The sequence below is a fragment of the Bacillus cereus group sp. BfR-BA-01316 genome, assembly GCF_022664195.1.
Classification (GTDB): Bacteria; Bacillota; Bacilli; order Bacillales; family Bacillaceae_G; genus Bacillus_A.
In genome coordinates this window covers 21,207-41,246 of the sequence record NZ_JAKUGX010000014.1, presented here as the reverse complement: position 1 = coordinate 41,246, position 20,040 = coordinate 21,207, and the positions used below count along the sequence as shown (strand labels likewise).

The window sequence follows — 20,040 nt, the reverse complement described above, 5'->3', positions numbered from 1 at the left end:
TCTTTAACCAAATAATTCAATAATATAACCTATCAGTCCTATATTTCTCTTACAATCTAAATACATATGACAATAAAATACACAGTCAATTAAAGACCTACTATTTATTTTTCAAAACAGTAGCTTTACTTGTCTTTTGAATATAAAAATGAAGCATAATCCCAAAAGGTGTAGCCACCAAAGTAATAAATTTATATGGGGACTCAATGAGAAATTTATAGTTTTTGATCATCAAGTTGCTAGATACATAATGTATAGATTCCCGAAATTTTTCTTTTAATGTAGGAGCATATTTCATAGCAACTTTTCTAAAGAATGAGAACCCTTGAGGATTTTTTCTATATTGCTTAATAATGTTCATGCTAGATCCATCTGCTAAATACTCAACATGACAAAGAACTTTATTCATGATGAGTAACGGATGCTCTTGATCAATAAGAATATATTTATAACTTAAAGGACAGTACTTTTCGCCCGGAAATATTGGATATGGTGGGGTTTTTCGTGTTAACTCTGATCGATAAACTAACTTTTTATCACCTGTGACTTTATATTTCGCATGCAAATCTGTCAGTTTAGATTCCTTCACATGTTCCGGCATCATCGTTCCAATAACTTTTCCATTTGGATTAGCGTCTAATCCTATTATGCCAGCGTAATCATTACTTCCATACTCCTTCCAAAAACGAGTGATATTTTCAACGGCATCATCCGCCATATAATCATCAGAATCAATACAAACATTAAGTTCCGTATCAATTAATTCGTAAGCAGTATTATGTGCCCCGTGCATTCCCTGATTCTCTTGATAATGATACTGAATTGAGATACTGCCTTGGGAAATCCAATTTTCTATTAACTCTCTTGTGTCATCTGTAGATCCATCATCAATAATTAACCAAACAAAATCCTTACTTGTCTGTCGCTTTAAACTTTCATAACATAAATGCAGCGTGTAAGCACGGTTAAATGTAGGTGTAAAAATTGTAAGAATAGGTTTCAATTTACATCTCTCCATCAATCATCTAATCTATTAAAATTCATCCCCTAATATTGTTAATATACTATTTAATACTAATCTATCAGGTCTTACATATTCATGGTAATATCTATAATTGTTAATCATCATTTGATATCTATAATTTTCATCATTTGATAAAGTATATATTTGATTTATACATTCTTCTGGTGTTTTAAAAACAAGATAATTTTGACCATCACGAAAATCACCTGGGACTTCATAATGTAATTCTTCTGTTACTATAGCCTTGCTTGCTGCAACATACTCTGCAAATTTCCAACCAATAGATTGATGTAATCCCATAGTTGCAATACAAATTGCAGATTCTTTTACCTTTCTTAGGTAATTATTCCGTTCAGTAGCTTTTCCGTCTTCTATAACAATATCTGCATAATTTTTATATGCAAATTCTGATGGTGCTACTCCTCCATAAAATTTATCTCCAAACTCTTTTCGACAAAGTCTAATGCATGTTGCTCGAAAATCATTAATATATGCGCGTTCTTCCTTTTTATTCGAAGAAATTTGCCCTTCATAATCTCCATTTACATCCCATAGCCTAGCCATAAAAAGAATTTTTGAATCTATTTCTTTATGAGGTATATCTTCAAAAGAATTAATACGATATAAACCATTGTAATATTGAGACAACGGAACCTTCCGTATTATTTTCTTAATTTTCTCCCTAAGTGGATCTTGAGGCATCGGTGAATGCGCAATATTTCCAGGTATTGTAACCATATAATTTAATCCAAGAGGATAAATTTTTTCCTTATGCCTTAACTTTGAATTATAAAAACTATTAAAACTTCGCTTAAAGTAAAAGTCGTATTTTTCTAACAACACATTCATAAACTCAACATAATCCTGATTTTGCTTAAGCAAATTATCATAACCGTCATTAACATCATATAAAACTCGAGTTTTCCCGTTGATTATAACTTCCATCATATTATAAGGTAATTGATCTTGATGATTCTTACTAAGTTTCTCTATCCTCAAGTCTATTACTCCTTGTTGAGCAAGTAGAACAAAACCTGCAGTTATATTATAGAGATGCAGCGGAACTTCTCCTAGCCTAAGACAACATGAAACTCTTGACATCATTGTGCTCCTTTTTAATCCTTTAGACATTATTTAAAATATAGAAGTTACTATTAATTAAAGCGCTTGAAGATAAAAATTCTCAAGCCAAGTAGCCGATTCACTTATATCATATCCTTCTTTCTTGATATATCCTTCTACATCTTGCATACGTTTATTGACATCCAATATATCCTGCGCCCATATTTCGGGGGAGGTATTTATGCTTTCAAAACTCACTAGACCTGCTCCCATGTCTACTTCTTTAGTTATCGCATCCGAGATTACACAAGATAACCCAGCTCCTTGCGCTTCTATAAGAGTAACAGGCAATCCTTCATGAATGGATGGGAATGCAAATACATCAAAAGCTTGAAGTAAATGGTCGATATCGCTCCTTATGCCAAGAAACTTTACATTAGCCCCTAAATTTAATTCTTCCACTTTTTGTTCAATCTTTACCCGTAACGGACCATCCCCCACCAAAACAAGAACGGAATCTCTTCTAAGTTTAACTAACTGAGCAAACACTTCTATAAGGAATCCATGATTTTTTTGATGCGCAAACCTTCCTACATGCCCTACTACAAAGTTATCAACTGTAAGATTTAGTTCCTCTCTTATCTGTTTTCTAATTTCGGGGGAAAATGAAAACTTTTCAGGCTCAATTCCATTTTTTAAAATCGTGGCAGTATCTGTTTTACCTGCAAATAACCAGCGAGATGCTGCATCCGAGCATGCTAGAAGATGTGTCGCACTTCTTAATATATACTTCCCTGCATACCACTTATATACTTTCGCAGCAACTCCACCTTCACTGCTAGTATTGTGACTATGTGCGATACGAACTGGTATACCGGCTTTCTTAGCTGCACGTAACACAAATCCACTCATCTTATCCATGTGTGAGTGTACAATCTTATATTCTTGATGAGATTCAAAAAAATTATCTAAAGACTTTATGTATTCGTTATGACCACCATCAGTAATATATGGAATCCTGTGCACTTTCCCACCTAATTCTGATATTTCTGTATCGAAAACACCTTCCTTACAAGTAAGAAAATCAAACTGCACTTTATTTCGATCTATATTCCGGTACAAGTTCATAATAAGGGTTTCTGCACCACCACGGTTCATATTGACTACAACATGTAAGATTCTTAATGGACAATCCAATCTAACGCCTCCGTTCCACTCATAAACATGGTGTAAATATAGCTCTTTTCTTCTAATACTTTATTGACGGCATAATTATTTTTAATAATCTCACGACCAGACTCTCCGAATATGCCTTGTAAGCTACTATTTTCAGCAAGATATTTTATCTTTTCTGCCATTGTCTGTATGTCTTCACGACCTACTGTCCAACCATTTACACCATTTTGAATTAACTCTTTATGGCCCCTGTTCTCACTAGCTATAACAGGCAATCCGCAAGCCATCGCTTCCATAATATTAACTGGTAACCCCTCACGTAGACTGGATGCAACAGAAATATCACAAATAGGTAAAATTTTTGCAATATCATTCCTATAACCAAGGAAATCTATCATTTCAAATACGCCCATTTGTTTAGCTAAATTTTTGCAATCATTTATCAAAGGACCATTCCCAGCCAATAGAAGCCTCGCATTGGGAACATGATCTTTTATTAAGGCCAATGAACGAATCAAAAACTGCTGATTTTTATTTTTATTAAACTCAGCCGCATAAAACATTAAAAAATCATCCGGTTTATAACCCATCTCAATCCTTAGACAATTCTTTTGAGCCTCACTAACTGGTTTAAAATATTCTGTGTCCACTCCCACCCCATGAATTTGTTCAATTTTAGGTACTTTAAACTTTCGCTGAACAGCCAAGTTATAATCTTCTTGGTTAATTGTAATGAGGCAATCTGTATAATTTGCTAGCATTTTTTCAATTGGATAATATAACAGCCAATTTGCAAGCGGGGCACCTTTACAAAAATGAAATCCATGCGCAGTATATAAAACTTTTGTTCCATGCTTTCTAGATTTTCTTGCTGCCAAACGTGCAACGGCTCCCCCCATCGGGGTATGACAATGAATAATTTTATATTGATTTTCATCAATAATATCTTTCAGCTCTTTATAAGCCTTAATATTCTTAAATTGCAAAGGTGACCTTTGAATAGAAATGTCATACTTCTTATCCACATATGGGAGTTCTATGTTGCCAGCAGCAGCAACATGGACTTCCCAGCCTTGTTCTTTAAACCATTTCATATACGGCAAATGAAATGCTTTAAAGTGAAAGTCTACCGTCGCACAAAATAATACTTTATTTTCCATATATATATCACCCTACAATTGTTATATTGTAACTAACCACCTGTGCATACTTCATTCTCATTTCTCTACATAGTAAAACATAAGTCTAAGCATATATATGCAGATCAAAATCCATATTTATATCATATTTCGTGGAGTTATATGACTATTTGCCAATGTCAATACACGTTTTCTTAATTCCGTCTTCTCGAGATTCTTATAAGTTTGGAGAACTGCTTCAATTTCGTTTATACAAAGGTTCGATGTTTTACCTATATAAATTTTAGGATGAATTTGTTGTTCATGTATTTCTTCTTTTTTCAATAGTTCTTCAAAGAGCTTCTCTCCAGGTCTTATTCCAGTGAACTCTATTTGTATTTCTTCTAGCGAATTTCCTGATAATGTAATTAAATTTTTCGCAAGATCTACTATTTTCACAGGATCTCCCATATCTAACACAAATATTTCTCCACCTTTAGCTAATGCACCAGCCTGTATTACAAGCTTGGACGCCTCTGGAATTGTCATAAAGTAACGAATCATATCTGGATGTGTAACCGTAACTGGACCACCTTGCTTAATTTGTTTTTTAAACAACGGTATAACACTACCGCGGCTTCCTAATACATTACCAAATCTTACAGCCACAAACTTTGTATTACTTGTTTTGTCCAAGTTTTGAATTACCATTTCAGCAAGCCTTTTTGTTGCTCCCATTACACTTGTCGGATTCACAGCTTTATCTGTAGAAATCATTACAAACGTCTCGACCCCATTCCAGCTTGCCGCTTTTGCCACGTTTGTTGTCCCAATTAAATTGTTTTTGATAGCTTCTTCGGGGTTACGTTCCATCAATGGTACATGCTTATGTGCAGCGGCATGATAAACAACTTGAGGCTCATATTGACTCATTACTGACATCATTTTCAGATCATCCTGTACATCAGCAATTTCTGTGGTAACGACAATATCTGTGTCACCGTATAGCTCTTTCAATTCCATTTCGATAGAATAAATACTATTTTCACCATGACCTAATAAAATCAATTGTTTTGGGTTGAATTTTGCAATTTGACGACAAATTTCAGATCCAATTGAACCACCAGCACCAGTTACTAAAATAATTTTATTAGTAATAAATTCTGAAATACTTTCAATATCCAATTCAACAGGATCACGTCCTAATAAATCGTCTACTTGGACATCACGAAATTCATTCACTGAAACTTTTCCAGTCACTAAATCCTCTAGCATTGGAAGAATTTGTGTTTTTATTTTTGTCTTGGAACATTCTTGAAAAATCATATTTAATGCTTTCTTGCTAAGTGAAGGAATTGCTATTATGATGCTATCGATATCTAATTGCTGAACAGCAAATTCAATACGGTCAATTCCTCCAATTACCGGTATTCCAAGAATATCCAATCCTTGTTTCTTTATATTATCATCTATAAATGCCACAGGCAGTAATTCAGTATCATTACTATTCAAAAGTTGCCTTACAACCATTGTACCTGCAGAACCCGCACCAATAATTAGTGTTCTTTTTTTGTCCTCCCCTTTTTGAATATAAGCATCTCTGAACATCCGCCATAGAAAACGTGATCCTCCAATCAGTAAAATATGAATCATCCACGTTACAACAAGAAGACGGAAATAAATATCTTGGACCAATATTTGTTGTACTACTGCTGTTGTGATAACAGAAAGTGTGATTGCTTTTAAAATAATTAGCAATTCTCCTACACTTGCATACTCCCATGCTTTTTTATAAAGCTTATAAATAAAAGAAAAAATATGATGGCTAAATAGCAGCGTCATTGCACTCACTACGATGGGAAATGTTATGACATTGAAATCAGCACTTACTAAGAAGCGACTAAAGAAAACCGTAGTTAATACGATTAAGGAATCAATTAAAATTAATAAGGATAATCTCTGGCGATACGTCATAATAGGCCCCCCTCTCTAAATTTTTTATATATAACAAAAGGAAATCCTCATAATTGTTATCTTAGAATTAAAAGATTTATATATTGAATATGTCTAGCTAAACATATAGACAAGGAAAATAATCAATAACCAACTAATACAAAGTTCCTATCTACAAAATCCTTTAGAAAGACTTTCTAGACAAGAACTTCAAATAAGTTTGGGCATCCAACCCTCCCTCACACCACACTCTTGACGACTAACGTCTAAGGTTCTTCAACCCACAGTATGATCGAGTGTCTCCATTGATAGTGGTAAGGAGACATCACCGTACCCTATAATTTTTTATAGGTGGTCTTTCATTCTCTACTATAAAATATATGAAAAGCTTCTCATCCTTACGTCACCCATTAGGAAAGCGCTGGATTATTATTTTATGTATAATCAATTCTAATAAATCTCTTATACTTTTTTATTTAGAATAGCCCCTACAAGCTTTCCTTTTGTTAAATCTAAGGCCCTATTCGCTTCAACAACTGCTTCACTAGCAGTTTGATAGCAACTTAACACCAATAATACCCCATCACATTGACTAGCTAGTATATTTGTATCTATAACCTCAAGAAGGGGCGGAGAATCAAATAAAATAATGTCATACTGCTCTATTGCTTTGCTAATTAAATTTTGCATAGATGGTAAACTAAGCATCTCAGCTGGATTATTAATTTCGGGACCACTTGTCAATATATGTACATTTTTGATTTCTGTCTGCATTACCACTTTTTCTAATGCTGCTTTTCCCTCCAAAACATTTGTTAATCCAGATTTATTTTCCATTCCAAAAATCGCATGTAGTTCCGGAGTTCGCAAATCCGCATCAACAACTAAGACTTTTTCATCTCGCTGAGCCATAGAAACCGCCAAATTTGCCACAGTGGTGGTTTTACCTTCTCCATATCCAGGAGAAGTAATAATTATAGTTCTTGTTTTGTCCGTGCCAATTGCAAATTGAAGGTTAGTACGAATTGTTCGATATTCCTCAGCCATCTTCGATTTCGGAGCGATATGAGCAATTAAATGACTATTATCAAGGATACGGCTTTGCTTTTTATTATGAATCAAATGTTTTCCCCTCCACTATTACACTTTCTCTCTTACTTGTTTTATCTACTATATTATTTTTCTTCATTTGAGAAACACTTCCTAAAACGGGAACCGGTAATAATTTTTCAATGTTACGTTCCGATTTAATTGTTTCATCAAGAGAATCCAATACAAAGACTACTCCGATACTCAGTATAAGACCGGCAGCCAAGGCCATCTCAATCGCTTTTGCATGATTCAAGTTTATCGGTAAAGGATGCTCTTGTACTTTTGCTTCTGTTAAGATGCGGACATTCGAAAAATTTAGGATAGCATTGGCTTCTTCTTTATAAACATTTGCTGTAGCATTGGCAATTTTGACTGCCTCCGCTGGATTAGTATCCACAGCTGTAATAACAAAAACCTGCGACTCTTCAATCTTTCCAACACTAACCTGTCCATTCAATGCATCTGCTGATTTTTGCGAATTTAATTGCTGGGCCACTTTCTCTAAAACAATAGGTTCCTTTATCATCACTTTAAGTGTAGCTATAGCATCAGCATTAGCTGGAATGAGGATTCTTGCAGAAGACGCATATAAAGGCGTTTTCATGAAAATGCTATATATACCACCAATACATGCCGCTAATATCGTAATTACTGCAATAATCCAAAATTTTCTTTTTATAACATTAAATAAATTTTTTAAGTTTATTTCCTTTTCCATGTTTCCCCTCCATTACTGTCTATTTAACTAATAAAAAAAGCTAATCGCTGGTAAATCAAATCGTATAACCTAAGTTAATTTTGATTATATCGAACATAATTTACTAAATCATAAGTAGAATGAAATTTCTGAGTATATATTTCATTCAGAAAATATATACCTTGTTTCTTTAATCTTAATATACTCATTTAATATTCATTTTAGTTCTTGATAATGAAGCCGTCAATATAAATTTATACATCAAATCCAACGATTACCTTATTATATTTAATTCAATTATCCTTATATAAATTCAAAAATAACTTCATAAATAATTATTTCAAATGAATTAATTTCTTCATATATTGACATATTATAAAAACTATTTAAAACTGAATTAAACAATATCCTACAAGTTTGACGACTGAAAAAAAGAAGTATTATTAAAAAGCTAATTCCAAAAACAGATTCACCTTAACTGTTTACCCAACATATTGATTCTGATCCATAAAAATTTTAGCATCCTTTTCTACAAAAAAAGACTTCATTTCTAATGAAGTCTTTTTTGTATCGTTAAAGCTTAGTTACAAACCATTTCACTTTCCACTAACTTTTTCATATAATCTAATAGCTCTTTTTTTAACTCTTCGTGTTGCAGTGCCATTTCAATTGTTGTTTGAATAAACCCTAGTTTTTCTCCGACATCATAGCGCTTTCCTTCGAAATCATATGCAAATACACGTTGAATTTCATTTAAACGCTGAATCGCATCTGTTAACTGAATTTCTCCGCCTGCCCCTGTTTGTTGATCTTCTAAGAACATAAAGATTTCTGGAGTTAACACGTAACGCCCCATAATCGCTAAGTTAGATGGTGCTGTTCCTTTAGCAGGTTTTTCAACAAATTTACTCACTTGATAACTGCGATCCTTTTGCTCTAGCGGATCAATAATACCATAGCGATGCGTTTCATTCTCTGGAACAGTTTGAACACCAATTACTGATGATTGTGTATTCTCATATTGATTCATTAATTGGCGTAAGCACGGCGTATCCGCTTGAACAATATCATCACCAAGTAGTACCGCAAATGGCTCATTTCCAATAAATTTACGAGCACACCAAACAGCATGTCCTAAACCTTTAGGCTCTTTTTGGCGAATATAATGAATATTGATCTTTGAAGATTCTTGTACTTTTTCAAGAGTTTCATACTTTCCTTTTGATAGTAAGTTTTGTTCTAATTCAAAGGAATGATCGAAATGATCTTCAATTGCACGTTTTCCTTTTCCTGTTACGATAATAATATCTTCAATTCCAGACGCAATTGCCTCTTCCACGATATATTGAATTGTTGGTTTATCAACAATTGGTAACATTTCTTTTGGCATTGCTTTTGTTGCTGGTAGGAAGCGAGTCCCTAATCCAGCTGCTGGAATAATAGCTTTTCTTACTTTTTTCAATGATATTCCTCCTAGTAATCTAAAACATATTTATATAAACTATAAAATTTAACCACTATAAAAAGAATTAAATAATTTAATTACACTACTATGTAAAAATAAATTATCTATCCCCTGTTTTAATTTTATGATTTTTGCCTACTCATATTTCCCACATTATTATTCTATAACTAAAGATATTACTAATACAAAATCAATGAAATATTATATCGATATCTCTGACAATACCTTCTTATTCTATTTTAACTTTTTTTGTACTTGTTCTTCTAAAATATTTTCCCACTTATCACCAACAACATTAAAAGTATATCTTTCAACATTTTTTTTAGCCTTGCGACCATATTCTTTTCTTAATTCTTCAAATTCCATTAAGGTCATTAATGAATTAGCAAGTTCATCAATATTTCCTTCTTCTACAAGCAATCCATCTTCTTTATTTTTAATTATTTCGACAGGCCCTGTACAAGCAAAACTTACACAAGGAACTCCTACTGACATGGCCTCAATTATAACCATTCCAAAAGGTTCATATCTGGAGCTTAAAACATAAATTGATGAATTAAGCATCTCACCAATAATATCATTCGTTTTTGGCATTAAGAAAATATTATTATAGGCTTTATAATCAAAAATCTGTTGTCGAAGAAGTTGTTCATCTTCTCCCGAACCAAATATTTTTAGCTTCCAATCCGGATATTTCTCTATAACTTTAGAAAACGCAGGGACTAAAAGGTCAAAACCTTTCTGAGGTACATATCTACCCGCAGCAATCACTACTTTTTTATCTAGTGCAGCTATTTCTTTAGGAACCGCTGTAGCATTTTCTACTTTATATAACGTTACCCCAGTTCCCTTTAATAGTGATTGATAGTCGCTAATTTCTGAATCTGTTAAACATGTTAAAGCATCTAATTTCCCATAATATTTTTCAATTTTATTTTGTAAACACTTTTCATGACCACCGAAATACTTATGTTCTTGACCAATCTTAATTACATTATTACTTACAAATCTAGTTGCTAAGATATTAAATGATGGTATTGTTGTAATTAAGATACCCTCATTAATTTTCCTTAGAGCCGCAATAATCTTAAAATCGACAAAGAGATTAAACATATGATATAAATCTTCGCTTTTATCTATGAAATAACTTGGCATTTTCAATAAGATCTTTTTTATTACTTTCTGGTAAAGAGGTGTGTTTCTCCCAAATAATTTTCCTCTTCTAGCATCAAAGATAGGATTAAGCTTTACTTTTTTATTAATATCGAACATCGGTTTTGCACTCGTTCTTCTAACACTGACAATCTCCACATCATAATTTTGAGAGGCAAAATAGTTAGCAGTATTCACAACTGTTCTTACAGTTCCCCCCATTCCATAAATATTATATACAAGAAAGGTAATTTTCATCCTTATATACCTCACTATTTCTTTATTTTTCATTTGATATTTTCTTGATTTCTTTATAAATTCGTTCAAAATTCTTTTTATCATGACGCGCATAATATTTTTTAGACTTAATGAGGTACTTAGGTTTATATTTAAAATCTTTTTGAACATACTCATTAATATATTTTATTACTTCATCTTTTGTATATGCTATATCTCCAACTAACTCCCTGCTCAAATCTACATAAGATCCTCTATGTTTCAAATAATCATTGATATCAAAATGATAGAAAATCGATGGTTTTTTCAAGTAATTAAAATCAAACACAACACTTGAATAATCTGTAATCATTAAGGAACTACTTTGCATCAATTCTTTTACGCTTTCTTCGCCTAATTTAACAATTTGTATTCTCTTATTTAAAGATGAAAATTCATCTTTATATTTTTTTTGTATTTCGATATGTGGAAAGAATTTTAATACTAAATCATTTTCCTCTAATAGATTATGCAACCTCTTATCTTTTAATAATTGACTATAATGCACATAAAAATCTGATGCTAAAAATTCTTTTTTTGAATCAATAATCCAATCTCTCCATGTAGGCATAAGAAGAATCTCTCGAGTTTTTCGACTTTTACTTTTATCTACTAAAGAATCAAATCTAGCTAATCCGGTAACCATCACTTGATCCTTTTTAAAATTCATTTCGTTTATCATAATATTTTGTTCATGTGTAGAGGAAACAACGAATTTTTTAATCATTCCATTATAAGACTTTCTATTAAACTGCAATTTTTTCATTGCAATAATACCATGTTGTAGGTAAATTACTTTCTTTGGATTACTTCCCATCTTAGGATGGACAATGCTTGGAATAACATCCCTAATGCCATGACTTACGATAAGATATTCACTTAAATGATATAGAACAAGGTGTTTAAAACTATCATACCACAGAACCTTTTCTTTATACGGTTCTAGGTTTGCCATATTTTTATTATTGGTTGTACTCACATAATAGTAATTTTCTGAGGTTTTATTCTTAACACAAGACTCAAAAAAAGCAAATCCATTATCTTGCGCAACTTCCCCCAAATTTTCCCCAATAAGCCATACTGGTTTCTTTCGAAATTTACTCCATACTTTAGCAACTCCTCTGGCCATTAAGAATTTTATTTTTTCTTTTTTTCTTTCATGTGCCTTTAAGCTCCTTATTTCAAGTGACATTATCTTATCCTTTTTATTAAAGAACGTAGAACAATATAAACCACTTTCCATTTTTATCGTATTTTCTTTAAAAGTGGAGTTTTTATTGATAATATTTATATCCTCACAAAGTACCATTGTTTCCACATTATTATTATTAACATTCGCAGCAAAGTACACATCCCATTTCCCTGCATCATGAAGCTCATTTACTTTCATAAATGATGAATTAATATAAAATAGATACTCATTAAGATTATTTAATTTACCTTTCTGTGTTACAGTTTGACCAGTTTTCTTTTCCTTAAAAACTAACCTTGCATCTTGCAATTCAAGCTGTTTTTCTACCGTTGAATAAATTTTGAGTTTTATATTATCCTTATTTACATCCATTTCAGTACAATAGGATTGTAAAGAATTCTGTACAGACACTGATAATTCATTTTGATTTGTATAATAGGGCTGAATTTGTATCGGATGCCCATTAACATTCCGGTTTAATGAAGGATAAATAATTGCCTTTGCTTTATTCTTTATATCATCTAAATTAGATATGAATTTAAACACAATATTATTTCCATTACCCTCAATATAAATCATAAACTGTAAGTTTACTTCACCAATTGTTTCAATATCAAATGAATCCCAATCATATGAGCTATTAAAATAATAGCCTCCGTCTCCTTCTGAAAATTCATTTATACAATTGATTTTTAAATCCATAGATTCCTCATGAAGATACACATCTTTTAAAACATAGTTAACATCCGGAATGCTTACAAAGCCTTTTACGATTAGCTTACTCGCTTCATAATCAACTCTAATAACATCACAGTATACTCCTTCATCTCTAACCAATACTGCTAAATTATTATCTAAAGTAACATATGGTCGGATTCTTTTTATAGTACCGGATCGGGAATAAATTGTTTTAGGTATAACTACAAAGTCCATTTTAGCTTCTAGGATAGAATCTAGATTTAATGGAACTCTATCTTTAACCCCGCTCACTTTAAAACTTAAGAACACATCCCAAATTCCCTTTTCTTCAAAGAAATCACCTTCTTCAAACGCTATTGTCTTTGTAAAAGAATGGTTTATTATCCTAATAGGATGTGATTGATGTCTTTTCGTATCTCGATGGATAAACAATAACTCTACCATCTGATTTTCCGCATCCACCATACAATTAAATTGCACGAATCCCTCGATAGTGAGCTTGTTCTGTCCTAAATTTACAGTTTTAATTTTAGTAGAAACCATTCTCTCTTCATTTTTTTCAATTTTAAGAATTAATTCCTGTTTATTATTACGAGAAAACACGTGATAATACAATTGATCATTATAACGAAAATAATGTCCAACTACTTTTTTTTCTTGTTTATTTTCAACCTTTATTAATACAGACTTGCCATTAAGCTCCCCTTCGCAATACAATTCCCAGTTACCTTCATATAAAGGATTTCCCTTTAAATTCAGCGTTACTTGATATTCATTTGTACTGTCATTCACTTTTAAATCTGTTAAGTTTTTCACTTCTTTTGTAAGGCCATTTTTCAAAAAGAACTCTTTTAAATAAACCTCTCTACGCTTAGACTTCGGGGAGAAATCCCCCAGTATTACAAAATCTTTTTCTTCATTTTCAAAAATTTCATTTGCAGAGACAACAATACCTACAGAGTCTTTTCTACTAAATTCAACAAACTGTTCAACTGAATTAATCGCATTCACTTGAAAAATTGTGTTATCAGGACATATAAAGAATTCCTTCTCCAAATTGTTATATACATGAAGAACAACAATGTCTTTATCTAGTTGTAAATAAACTTTTAATTTTCCATTATTCATTATTTCGGAAAGTCCCGAAATTGGTAGAACACATATAATTCTATCTTTATGGATTTTCATACTAGATAGTGATAACTGTTTTTTAGAATTTCCTTTATGAATAAATAATCCCTTTACTCTCTCATAAATATCTTGCATATTTCCATCTGTTTGTATAGAGATTTCAAGTTCGATGCTTTTATTTTGCGTAATTTTCATTTCTTCCAATAACACTTTTACTTTCAATTCAATCTCACCTTTCATCTGTTAACAGTTAAATCCACTATCCGACTACTTTGTGTCCATTTCTCTATTTACAATTTATGTTTTATAACTTATATAAAAAATTATCCTAACTACTATCATTAGTAGGATTGATATTTCTATATTCAAATAAAGATAACGTAGTATACTTATTTATTTAATTAACAATATAACGAAACAATTCTAACTAAAAAAGGGCGGATTTAGTTTTTCAGTTGCTCTCTCTTTGCAAGGATCTCCAGGACAATTCTCTTTGAATTATTTTTATCGATATATGAGAATAAGTGATTTCTAAGCGATTTATACCTTTCTTTCTCCTTAAATCCATTGTGCATATAGAAAGTTAAGAGTTGAACTAGTTCATCCACATGCACACATCTATCTCCAAATAATTCATGTTCTACGTTTAAATAACCATTCATTATATGATCGAACTGAAAGAAAATAATTGGTTTTTTTAAATAATACATATCCCAAGAAACACTAGAATAATCTGTTATAAGCAGTGAAGATTCCATTATCAACTCATTAATTTTTATATCTTTGTATTTTACAAATTGTACATTTGAAGTATTACACTCAAAATAACGAATAGAACTATGAATTCTTGGATGCATACAAAATTTTAAAATAACGTTATGTTTCTCTAGTTGTTCAACAAGGGTTGTATCATTTAGCAGCCTTTCATATTGCCTATAAAATTGACTATCTAAAAACCCTTCCTCTGATACCTCATCTAGCCACTCTCGCCATGTCGGTAGCAATAGAATTTGTTTTTGCTCCCCACTCTTATCTTGCAAATAATCCCACCTTGCTAATCCACTCACAATGATTTCATCTTCTGTATAATTAAAAAATTGTTTTACAATTTCTTTTTCATATTCCGAAGATACACAAAATAAATTCGTTCCATTCGGACTACCTTTTTTAAAAATTGAATCCACCTTTTTCAAACCTAGCACACCGTGTTGTAGAAAAACGTGCTTTTTAGTATGAATAACTTTCTTTAACGTTCCCCTGTTTTCTTTCCATATATAACAATGTGCCTTTGACTCAGAAGATATCATAAGTGTACTAGCAAGGAGATAAATCATATACTTGATGCTCATAAAGTCGATAACTTTATCCTCATATTGATCAAGCATCTTATAGTCATTAGACTTTTTGTTAATCACATAATATAGATTGGGAATTTGCTTATGATCATAGCAATACTTAAAGAAATAATAAGAATTATCTTGTGCGGTATGGCTAAATTTCTCATATACTAATACAATGCCTTTTCGATCCCAATGCCATTTAAATGTATAATATATGATTAATGCCAGCTTTTCTTTCAAAGCATATTTTAACTGATCATAGGTTCCCTTCCTTCGATAATGTAAGCTGAGTCCACCTTTAACAGTCACATATGGATATACTACATATCCATCTTCACCATGGTCACGCTGTAATCGATTGTTTAGCTTTCTATTAACAATATAGCTGGGATGTTTAATTCGATAACTCTTAAGTTCATCGGATTTCAAATGTACATAAAAATCCCAAAAAAACGGGCCTAGCTCAAGTTGATCCAGCTCTATTTCAAAGATAACCTTTTTTTCAAATTCATTTACGCTACTTTCCTGATACGGGAGTTGATAAACTTTATCTCCGTTCCTTTTTTTTAAAGTTATAGCCTCGACCGTACATTTATCTCTACATTTTACTCTAATAGCAAACTGCCATTTTCCTTTTTTCTTCTTAAATGACGTTATTCGTATTTTAGAAATTAACTTTCCGGAGGATTTGACCATTCGCTTCACTCTTTCTTTAGCACTTCAACGAATCAAATTCATATAGTTAAATATATGATTTTCAAGAAATTTGTATGTTATAACTCAACTATGAGCGATATACGAAGGTTTTAATCCCACCGTAATCATGTAAACACTTCATCAATTTAATTAGCATGTAAAAATATAGATATTTGATCAACAGTTATACCATCTGCGGATGAAAATTTAAAATCATATTTATCAGAGCGGTATATAAATGATGCTCCGTCTTCACTTACTAACTGCGCTTGACCTAACTTCTCTAACATCGCCACCTTAGGGATAGACATATTCTGTATTGTAACCTGTTTTACAGTGAACTGATGGTTATATAGAACATTGATATTTTCATAACTATTTAATGTACCCTCTAATAGTTCTTCGGTGTTTTTTGGCTTCCCTATCACACCTTGTACATCTTGTTGATTTTTTCCTAATAAAGATATACCACTTTCAAAGTTTTGATTTGAGCCCGATAGCCCCTTTAACTTGTTGGAGATAACCTCATACTGTAAAGCTGAGCTAAAAGGAATCGTACTTGACACACCCTCACTAATCCATCCTTCTGTTCCATCTTCATATACAATTTCCAACCAGTTTATATCGTTTTTTTCATCTTTTTGCTGTGTCTTTACCACAAACGGTGTACCAAATTCCATCATAGCTACTTGTTTACCATTTAGATTTGGCATACTTCTGATCTTTGCCTTTGCCATTTTCACATATCGAATATCTAAATCCGCCAATGGATTTTTTTTCTTTTCATTAGACACTTGTTTCTTTTTACTTTCAGCTTCCGCCTGGGGAGGCTGGACAAACAGATCCTTTTTCAAATAAGCAGTACTTCCAACTCCGATACATAAGACCAATCCTGCCAATGGAATCATATATTTTTTCTTCCGTTTCCTTGGATTTAATCCAATATGTGCAATATCTAAAGCCTTAGCGTCCTCCTGCTTCATTTCCTGACCGGCTTGTTTTCTCTGTGCTTCTTCTTTAAATTTTTGTTGCTCCTCTTTACTCATAGCACGGTATTCTTTTAAAAACTGTTCGTATTTAGGCATTACGTCTTGCATAAGCCCATAATCCTTAATTTCACCATATTCAATCCATAACGCTTTTGTACAAAATTGCTTTACTTGTCCTAATGAATGACTCACAAAAAAGATCGTTTTCCCTTGTTCTTTAAATTCATTCATTCGTTTTAAACACTTATCTGTAAATGTTTGGTCACCTACAGACAAGGCTTCATCAATAACTAAAACATCTGGATTAATATTCACAGAAATTGCAAAACCAAGGCGAGATTTCATACCGCTAGAATATTTTTTTACAGGCATATCAATAAACTTACCAATATCGGCAAACTCGATAATTTCTGGTGTTAATGTTTGAATCTCATCCTTACTTAGCCCCATCATCAAACATTTCAATTCAATATTTTCTCGGCCTGTTAATTGGTTATTAAGTCCGACAGCTATAGCAATAAGTGATATTTTACCCTTTATATCAATAGTTCCTGCCGTAGGTGGTGTAATGCCAGCAATTAAATTAGACATTGTTGATTTACCAGATCCATTTACGCCAATAATACCAATTACATCACCTTTTTGGGCTTCAAAACTTAAATTTCTTAACGCGTAAAAATCTTCACCAAACCCGCCCGGATATATAATATCCTTTAACTTATCAGAACTTTTACTATGCATTTTATATTTTTTTGTTACATTATGAAACTTCACTGAATAGTTCATTTTTTACAATCCTCATTATAGATAGTCTACAAAATGTTTTCTAAATTTCACATGTACTGCTGTACCAATCAATAGCATAAAGAACACAATTCCCCAGAAATACAGTGTATACATTATATCTTCATAAAACCAACCCGTTCCTAAAAAAGCATTTCGATAGCCTTGGACTATGTAGCATAATGGATTCAGCTGCATAATCTTTTGTAAAACAAGCGGTAACTTCTCAGGGGTCCATAAAATGGGAGTTAAATAGAGTAGCATCCGCATTAAAGATTGCACTATCATTTGTACATCACGTACGATCGTAGATAAAGTAGAAGTAATTAAAGAAAACGCAAAAACAAGCATAACTGTGGCAAACATATAATAGGTCAATTGAATATAATAGATTGAAATCCCTTGACCCGATACTAAAAATATAAAGGTAACAATGCCTATTAATACTAGATGTTGATAAAAGTTAGACATAATTACATAACTAGGAATAACACTCATTGGAAAGCTCATCCTTGAGATCATATTTAACCTTGTATAAATAGATTTAGAAGCTTGCATAGTTGCAGGATTAATAAAGAACCATACCGATATGCCAGAAATCAACCAATATATAAATGGAACACCATTTACCCCTGAACCACCTCTTATTGCAGTTCCAAAAACAAACCAATAAATGCCCATTTGGATTAGAGGGTTTAACATTTCCCAAACGATGCCTAGATAGTTATCTTTATTTGTACTTTTAACTTGATAAATAGATAGGCGTTTAATTAAATAGAGACTATTTATCTGTTCTTTTAATACCATAATCATTGCATTCATTTTATTGTGCCTCTCCAAAAAACACTTTCTCTACTACACGTTTAGATGCAAGACCATCTTCCAAATAACAGTAGTTATTATAGAAAGTATCATATTTTTTTTCAAATTCGCCCAATCCATCCCTTGTGAATTTCATAATCTCTTCCAATACACCTTCAGTTGTTGAAACAACTGGTCCAGGAGCTTCCTTTTCTAAATCAAAATAAAAGCCTCTTAGCTTATCACGATATAAATCAATATCATACGTATAAAAAATAATAGGTCTTTTCAAATTTGCATAATCAAAAAAAACAGAAGAATAATCTGTAATTAGCACATCTGATAATACGTACAATTCATTAATATCGACATGATGGGAAAAGTCATAAACAAACCCTTTATACGGAGCTAAATCAAACTGTTCTGCTACTAAATAATGCATCCTTAACACAATGATATAATCAGAACTTAACTTTTGCTGTAAAAGGTTTAAATCCAGTTGTAAGTCTAATTTATAACGCCCTTGGCTATAAAATTGATCATCTCTCCACGTTGGAGCATATAAAATGATTTTTTTATCTACAGGTAAACTGTTTTTTTTCTTCAGCTCTTCAATCTTCTTACAATTATTGTTTACATATAAAAAGTCATTTCTAGGATATCCAACTTCAACTACATCTTTTTTAAATTGAAATGCGCTTCGGAAAATCTTTGTTGAATACGCATTCGGTGACAATAAATAATCCCAATTTTGCGCTTCTCTCTTAAATTTTTCCTTATATTTTTCTGTAGTTGTGCCTGGCATATGAACTTCTTTCATATCCATAGCTAATTTTTTTAGTGGTGTACCGTGCCAAGTTTGTACATAAGTAGTATGCTTAGGCTTTGGAAGCCACAATGGCATCCGACTATTTGTAACCCAATATTGCGCACGTGCCATTAAAATAAACCAACGGATTGAAAAGCGCTTAACATATGGAATATTCGCCTCTTTAAACTGTTCTATATAGTTTTTATTCACACTCCACACCATTCGGAATCCTAAATGTTGCTGTTCCATATACTCGTATATCGCACGTGGATTACAACTATACTGTTTGCCAGAAAAACTTTCAAAAACAACTAATTTCTTTTGAGCAGGTAAGTGACTGCATAGTACAAATATCGTTTTACAAGCAACCTTTACTATTCGATGATTTTTTATTTTTTTGATTACACTCATATTATCCATGCACCTTCTAACTACAATTAGCCTTTTTATAAATTATCACGATAACCATTTACATTCTTACATTCAATGCCCCTGATTCAAAGACCGTAAGAAAAATTAAACACCCACGAAAAAAAGCTAAGTATTTTCCTTGGATCTCACTTAGCCCCTTTACCTTACAACT

General features: G+C 32.1%; 14 protein-coding genes. All 14 read right to left on the bottom strand.

Annotated elements, in window-relative coordinates:
* Positions 1–100 precede the first annotated feature (100 nt).
* A complete protein-coding gene (locus MR071_RS12945) occupies positions 101–1,003 on the bottom strand; it encodes a glycosyltransferase family A protein (RefSeq protein ID WP_078176139.1) in 903 nt (300 codons plus the stop codon).
* A gap of 30 nt (positions 1,004–1,033) precedes the next feature.
* The gene (locus tag MR071_RS12940; protein ID WP_070145563.1) at positions 1,034–2,125 is read right to left on the bottom strand and encodes a hypothetical protein; all 1,092 of its coding nucleotides are present in this window, start codon (positions 2,123–2,125) and stop codon (positions 1,034–1,036) included.
* 57 nt (positions 2,126–2,182) lie between these two features.
* Positions 2,183–3,283, bottom strand: coding sequence for a glycosyltransferase family 1 protein (locus tag MR071_RS12935; RefSeq protein WP_078176141.1), 1,101 nt, complete (start codon positions 3,281–3,283; stop codon positions 2,183–2,185).
* Entirely contained in the window at positions 3,268–4,422 is a 1,155-nt protein-coding gene (locus tag MR071_RS12930; protein ID WP_078176142.1) for a glycosyltransferase family 4 protein, read from the bottom strand. The genes MR071_RS12935 and MR071_RS12930 overlap by 16 nt, the downstream gene beginning before the upstream one ends.
* Positions 4,423–4,539: 117 nt before the next feature.
* On the bottom strand, positions 4,540–6,354 hold the full coding sequence (locus MR071_RS12925) for a polysaccharide biosynthesis protein (RefSeq protein ID WP_242236327.1): 1,815 nt from the start codon (positions 6,352–6,354) through the stop codon (positions 4,540–4,542).
* A gap of 441 nt (positions 6,355–6,795) precedes the next feature.
* Positions 6,796–7,455, bottom strand: a complete 660-nt coding sequence (locus MR071_RS12920) for a CpsD/CapB family tyrosine-protein kinase (protein WP_002184562.1) — start codon at positions 7,453–7,455, stop codon at positions 6,796–6,798.
* Positions 7,445–8,143 carry a YveK family protein gene (locus MR071_RS12915; RefSeq protein ID WP_078176144.1) on the bottom strand — a complete coding sequence of 233 codons (699 nt, stop codon included), beginning with the start codon at positions 8,141–8,143 and terminating at the stop codon, positions 7,445–7,447. Before MR071_RS12915 ends, MR071_RS12920 begins: the two co-directional genes overlap by 11 nt.
* A gap of 559 nt (positions 8,144–8,702) precedes the next feature.
* On the bottom strand, positions 8,703–9,584 hold the full coding sequence (galU, locus tag MR071_RS12910) for a UTP--glucose-1-phosphate uridylyltransferase GalU (protein WP_041488624.1): 882 nt from the start codon (positions 9,582–9,584) through the stop codon (positions 8,703–8,705).
* A 237-nt stretch (positions 9,585–9,821) separates the two neighbouring features.
* The gene (locus tag MR071_RS12905) at positions 9,822–11,030 is read right to left on the bottom strand and encodes a glycosyltransferase family 4 protein (protein WP_233152496.1); all 1,209 of its coding nucleotides are present in this window, start codon (positions 11,028–11,030) and stop codon (positions 9,822–9,824) included.
* Positions 11,020–14,259 (bottom strand): CDP-glycerol glycerophosphotransferase family protein, encoded by a 3,240-nt coding sequence (locus tag MR071_RS12900; protein WP_242236325.1) that lies wholly within the window; start codon positions 14,257–14,259, stop codon positions 11,020–11,022. The genes MR071_RS12905 and MR071_RS12900 overlap by 11 nt, the downstream gene beginning before the upstream one ends.
* Before the next feature lie 221 nt (positions 14,260–14,480).
* Positions 14,481–16,073 (bottom strand): CDP-glycerol glycerophosphotransferase family protein, encoded by a 1,593-nt coding sequence (locus MR071_RS12895; RefSeq protein ID WP_105586046.1) that lies wholly within the window; start codon positions 16,071–16,073, stop codon positions 14,481–14,483.
* A gap of 146 nt (positions 16,074–16,219) precedes the next feature.
* Positions 16,220–17,848: a teichoic acids export ABC transporter ATP-binding subunit TagH gene (tagH, locus tag MR071_RS12890; protein ID WP_078176147.1), complete on the bottom strand. Its 1,629-nt coding sequence runs from the start codon at positions 17,846–17,848 to the stop codon at positions 16,220–16,222.
* A 15-nt stretch (positions 17,849–17,863) separates the two neighbouring features.
* Entirely contained in the window at positions 17,864–18,667 is an 804-nt protein-coding gene (locus MR071_RS12885; protein WP_044438318.1) for an ABC transporter permease, read from the bottom strand.
* 1 nt (position 18,668) lies between these two features.
* A complete protein-coding gene (locus tag MR071_RS12880) occupies positions 18,669–19,868 on the bottom strand; it encodes a CDP-glycerol glycerophosphotransferase family protein (protein WP_113733756.1) in 1,200 nt (399 codons plus the stop codon).
* Positions 19,869–20,040: the final 172 nt, after the last annotated feature.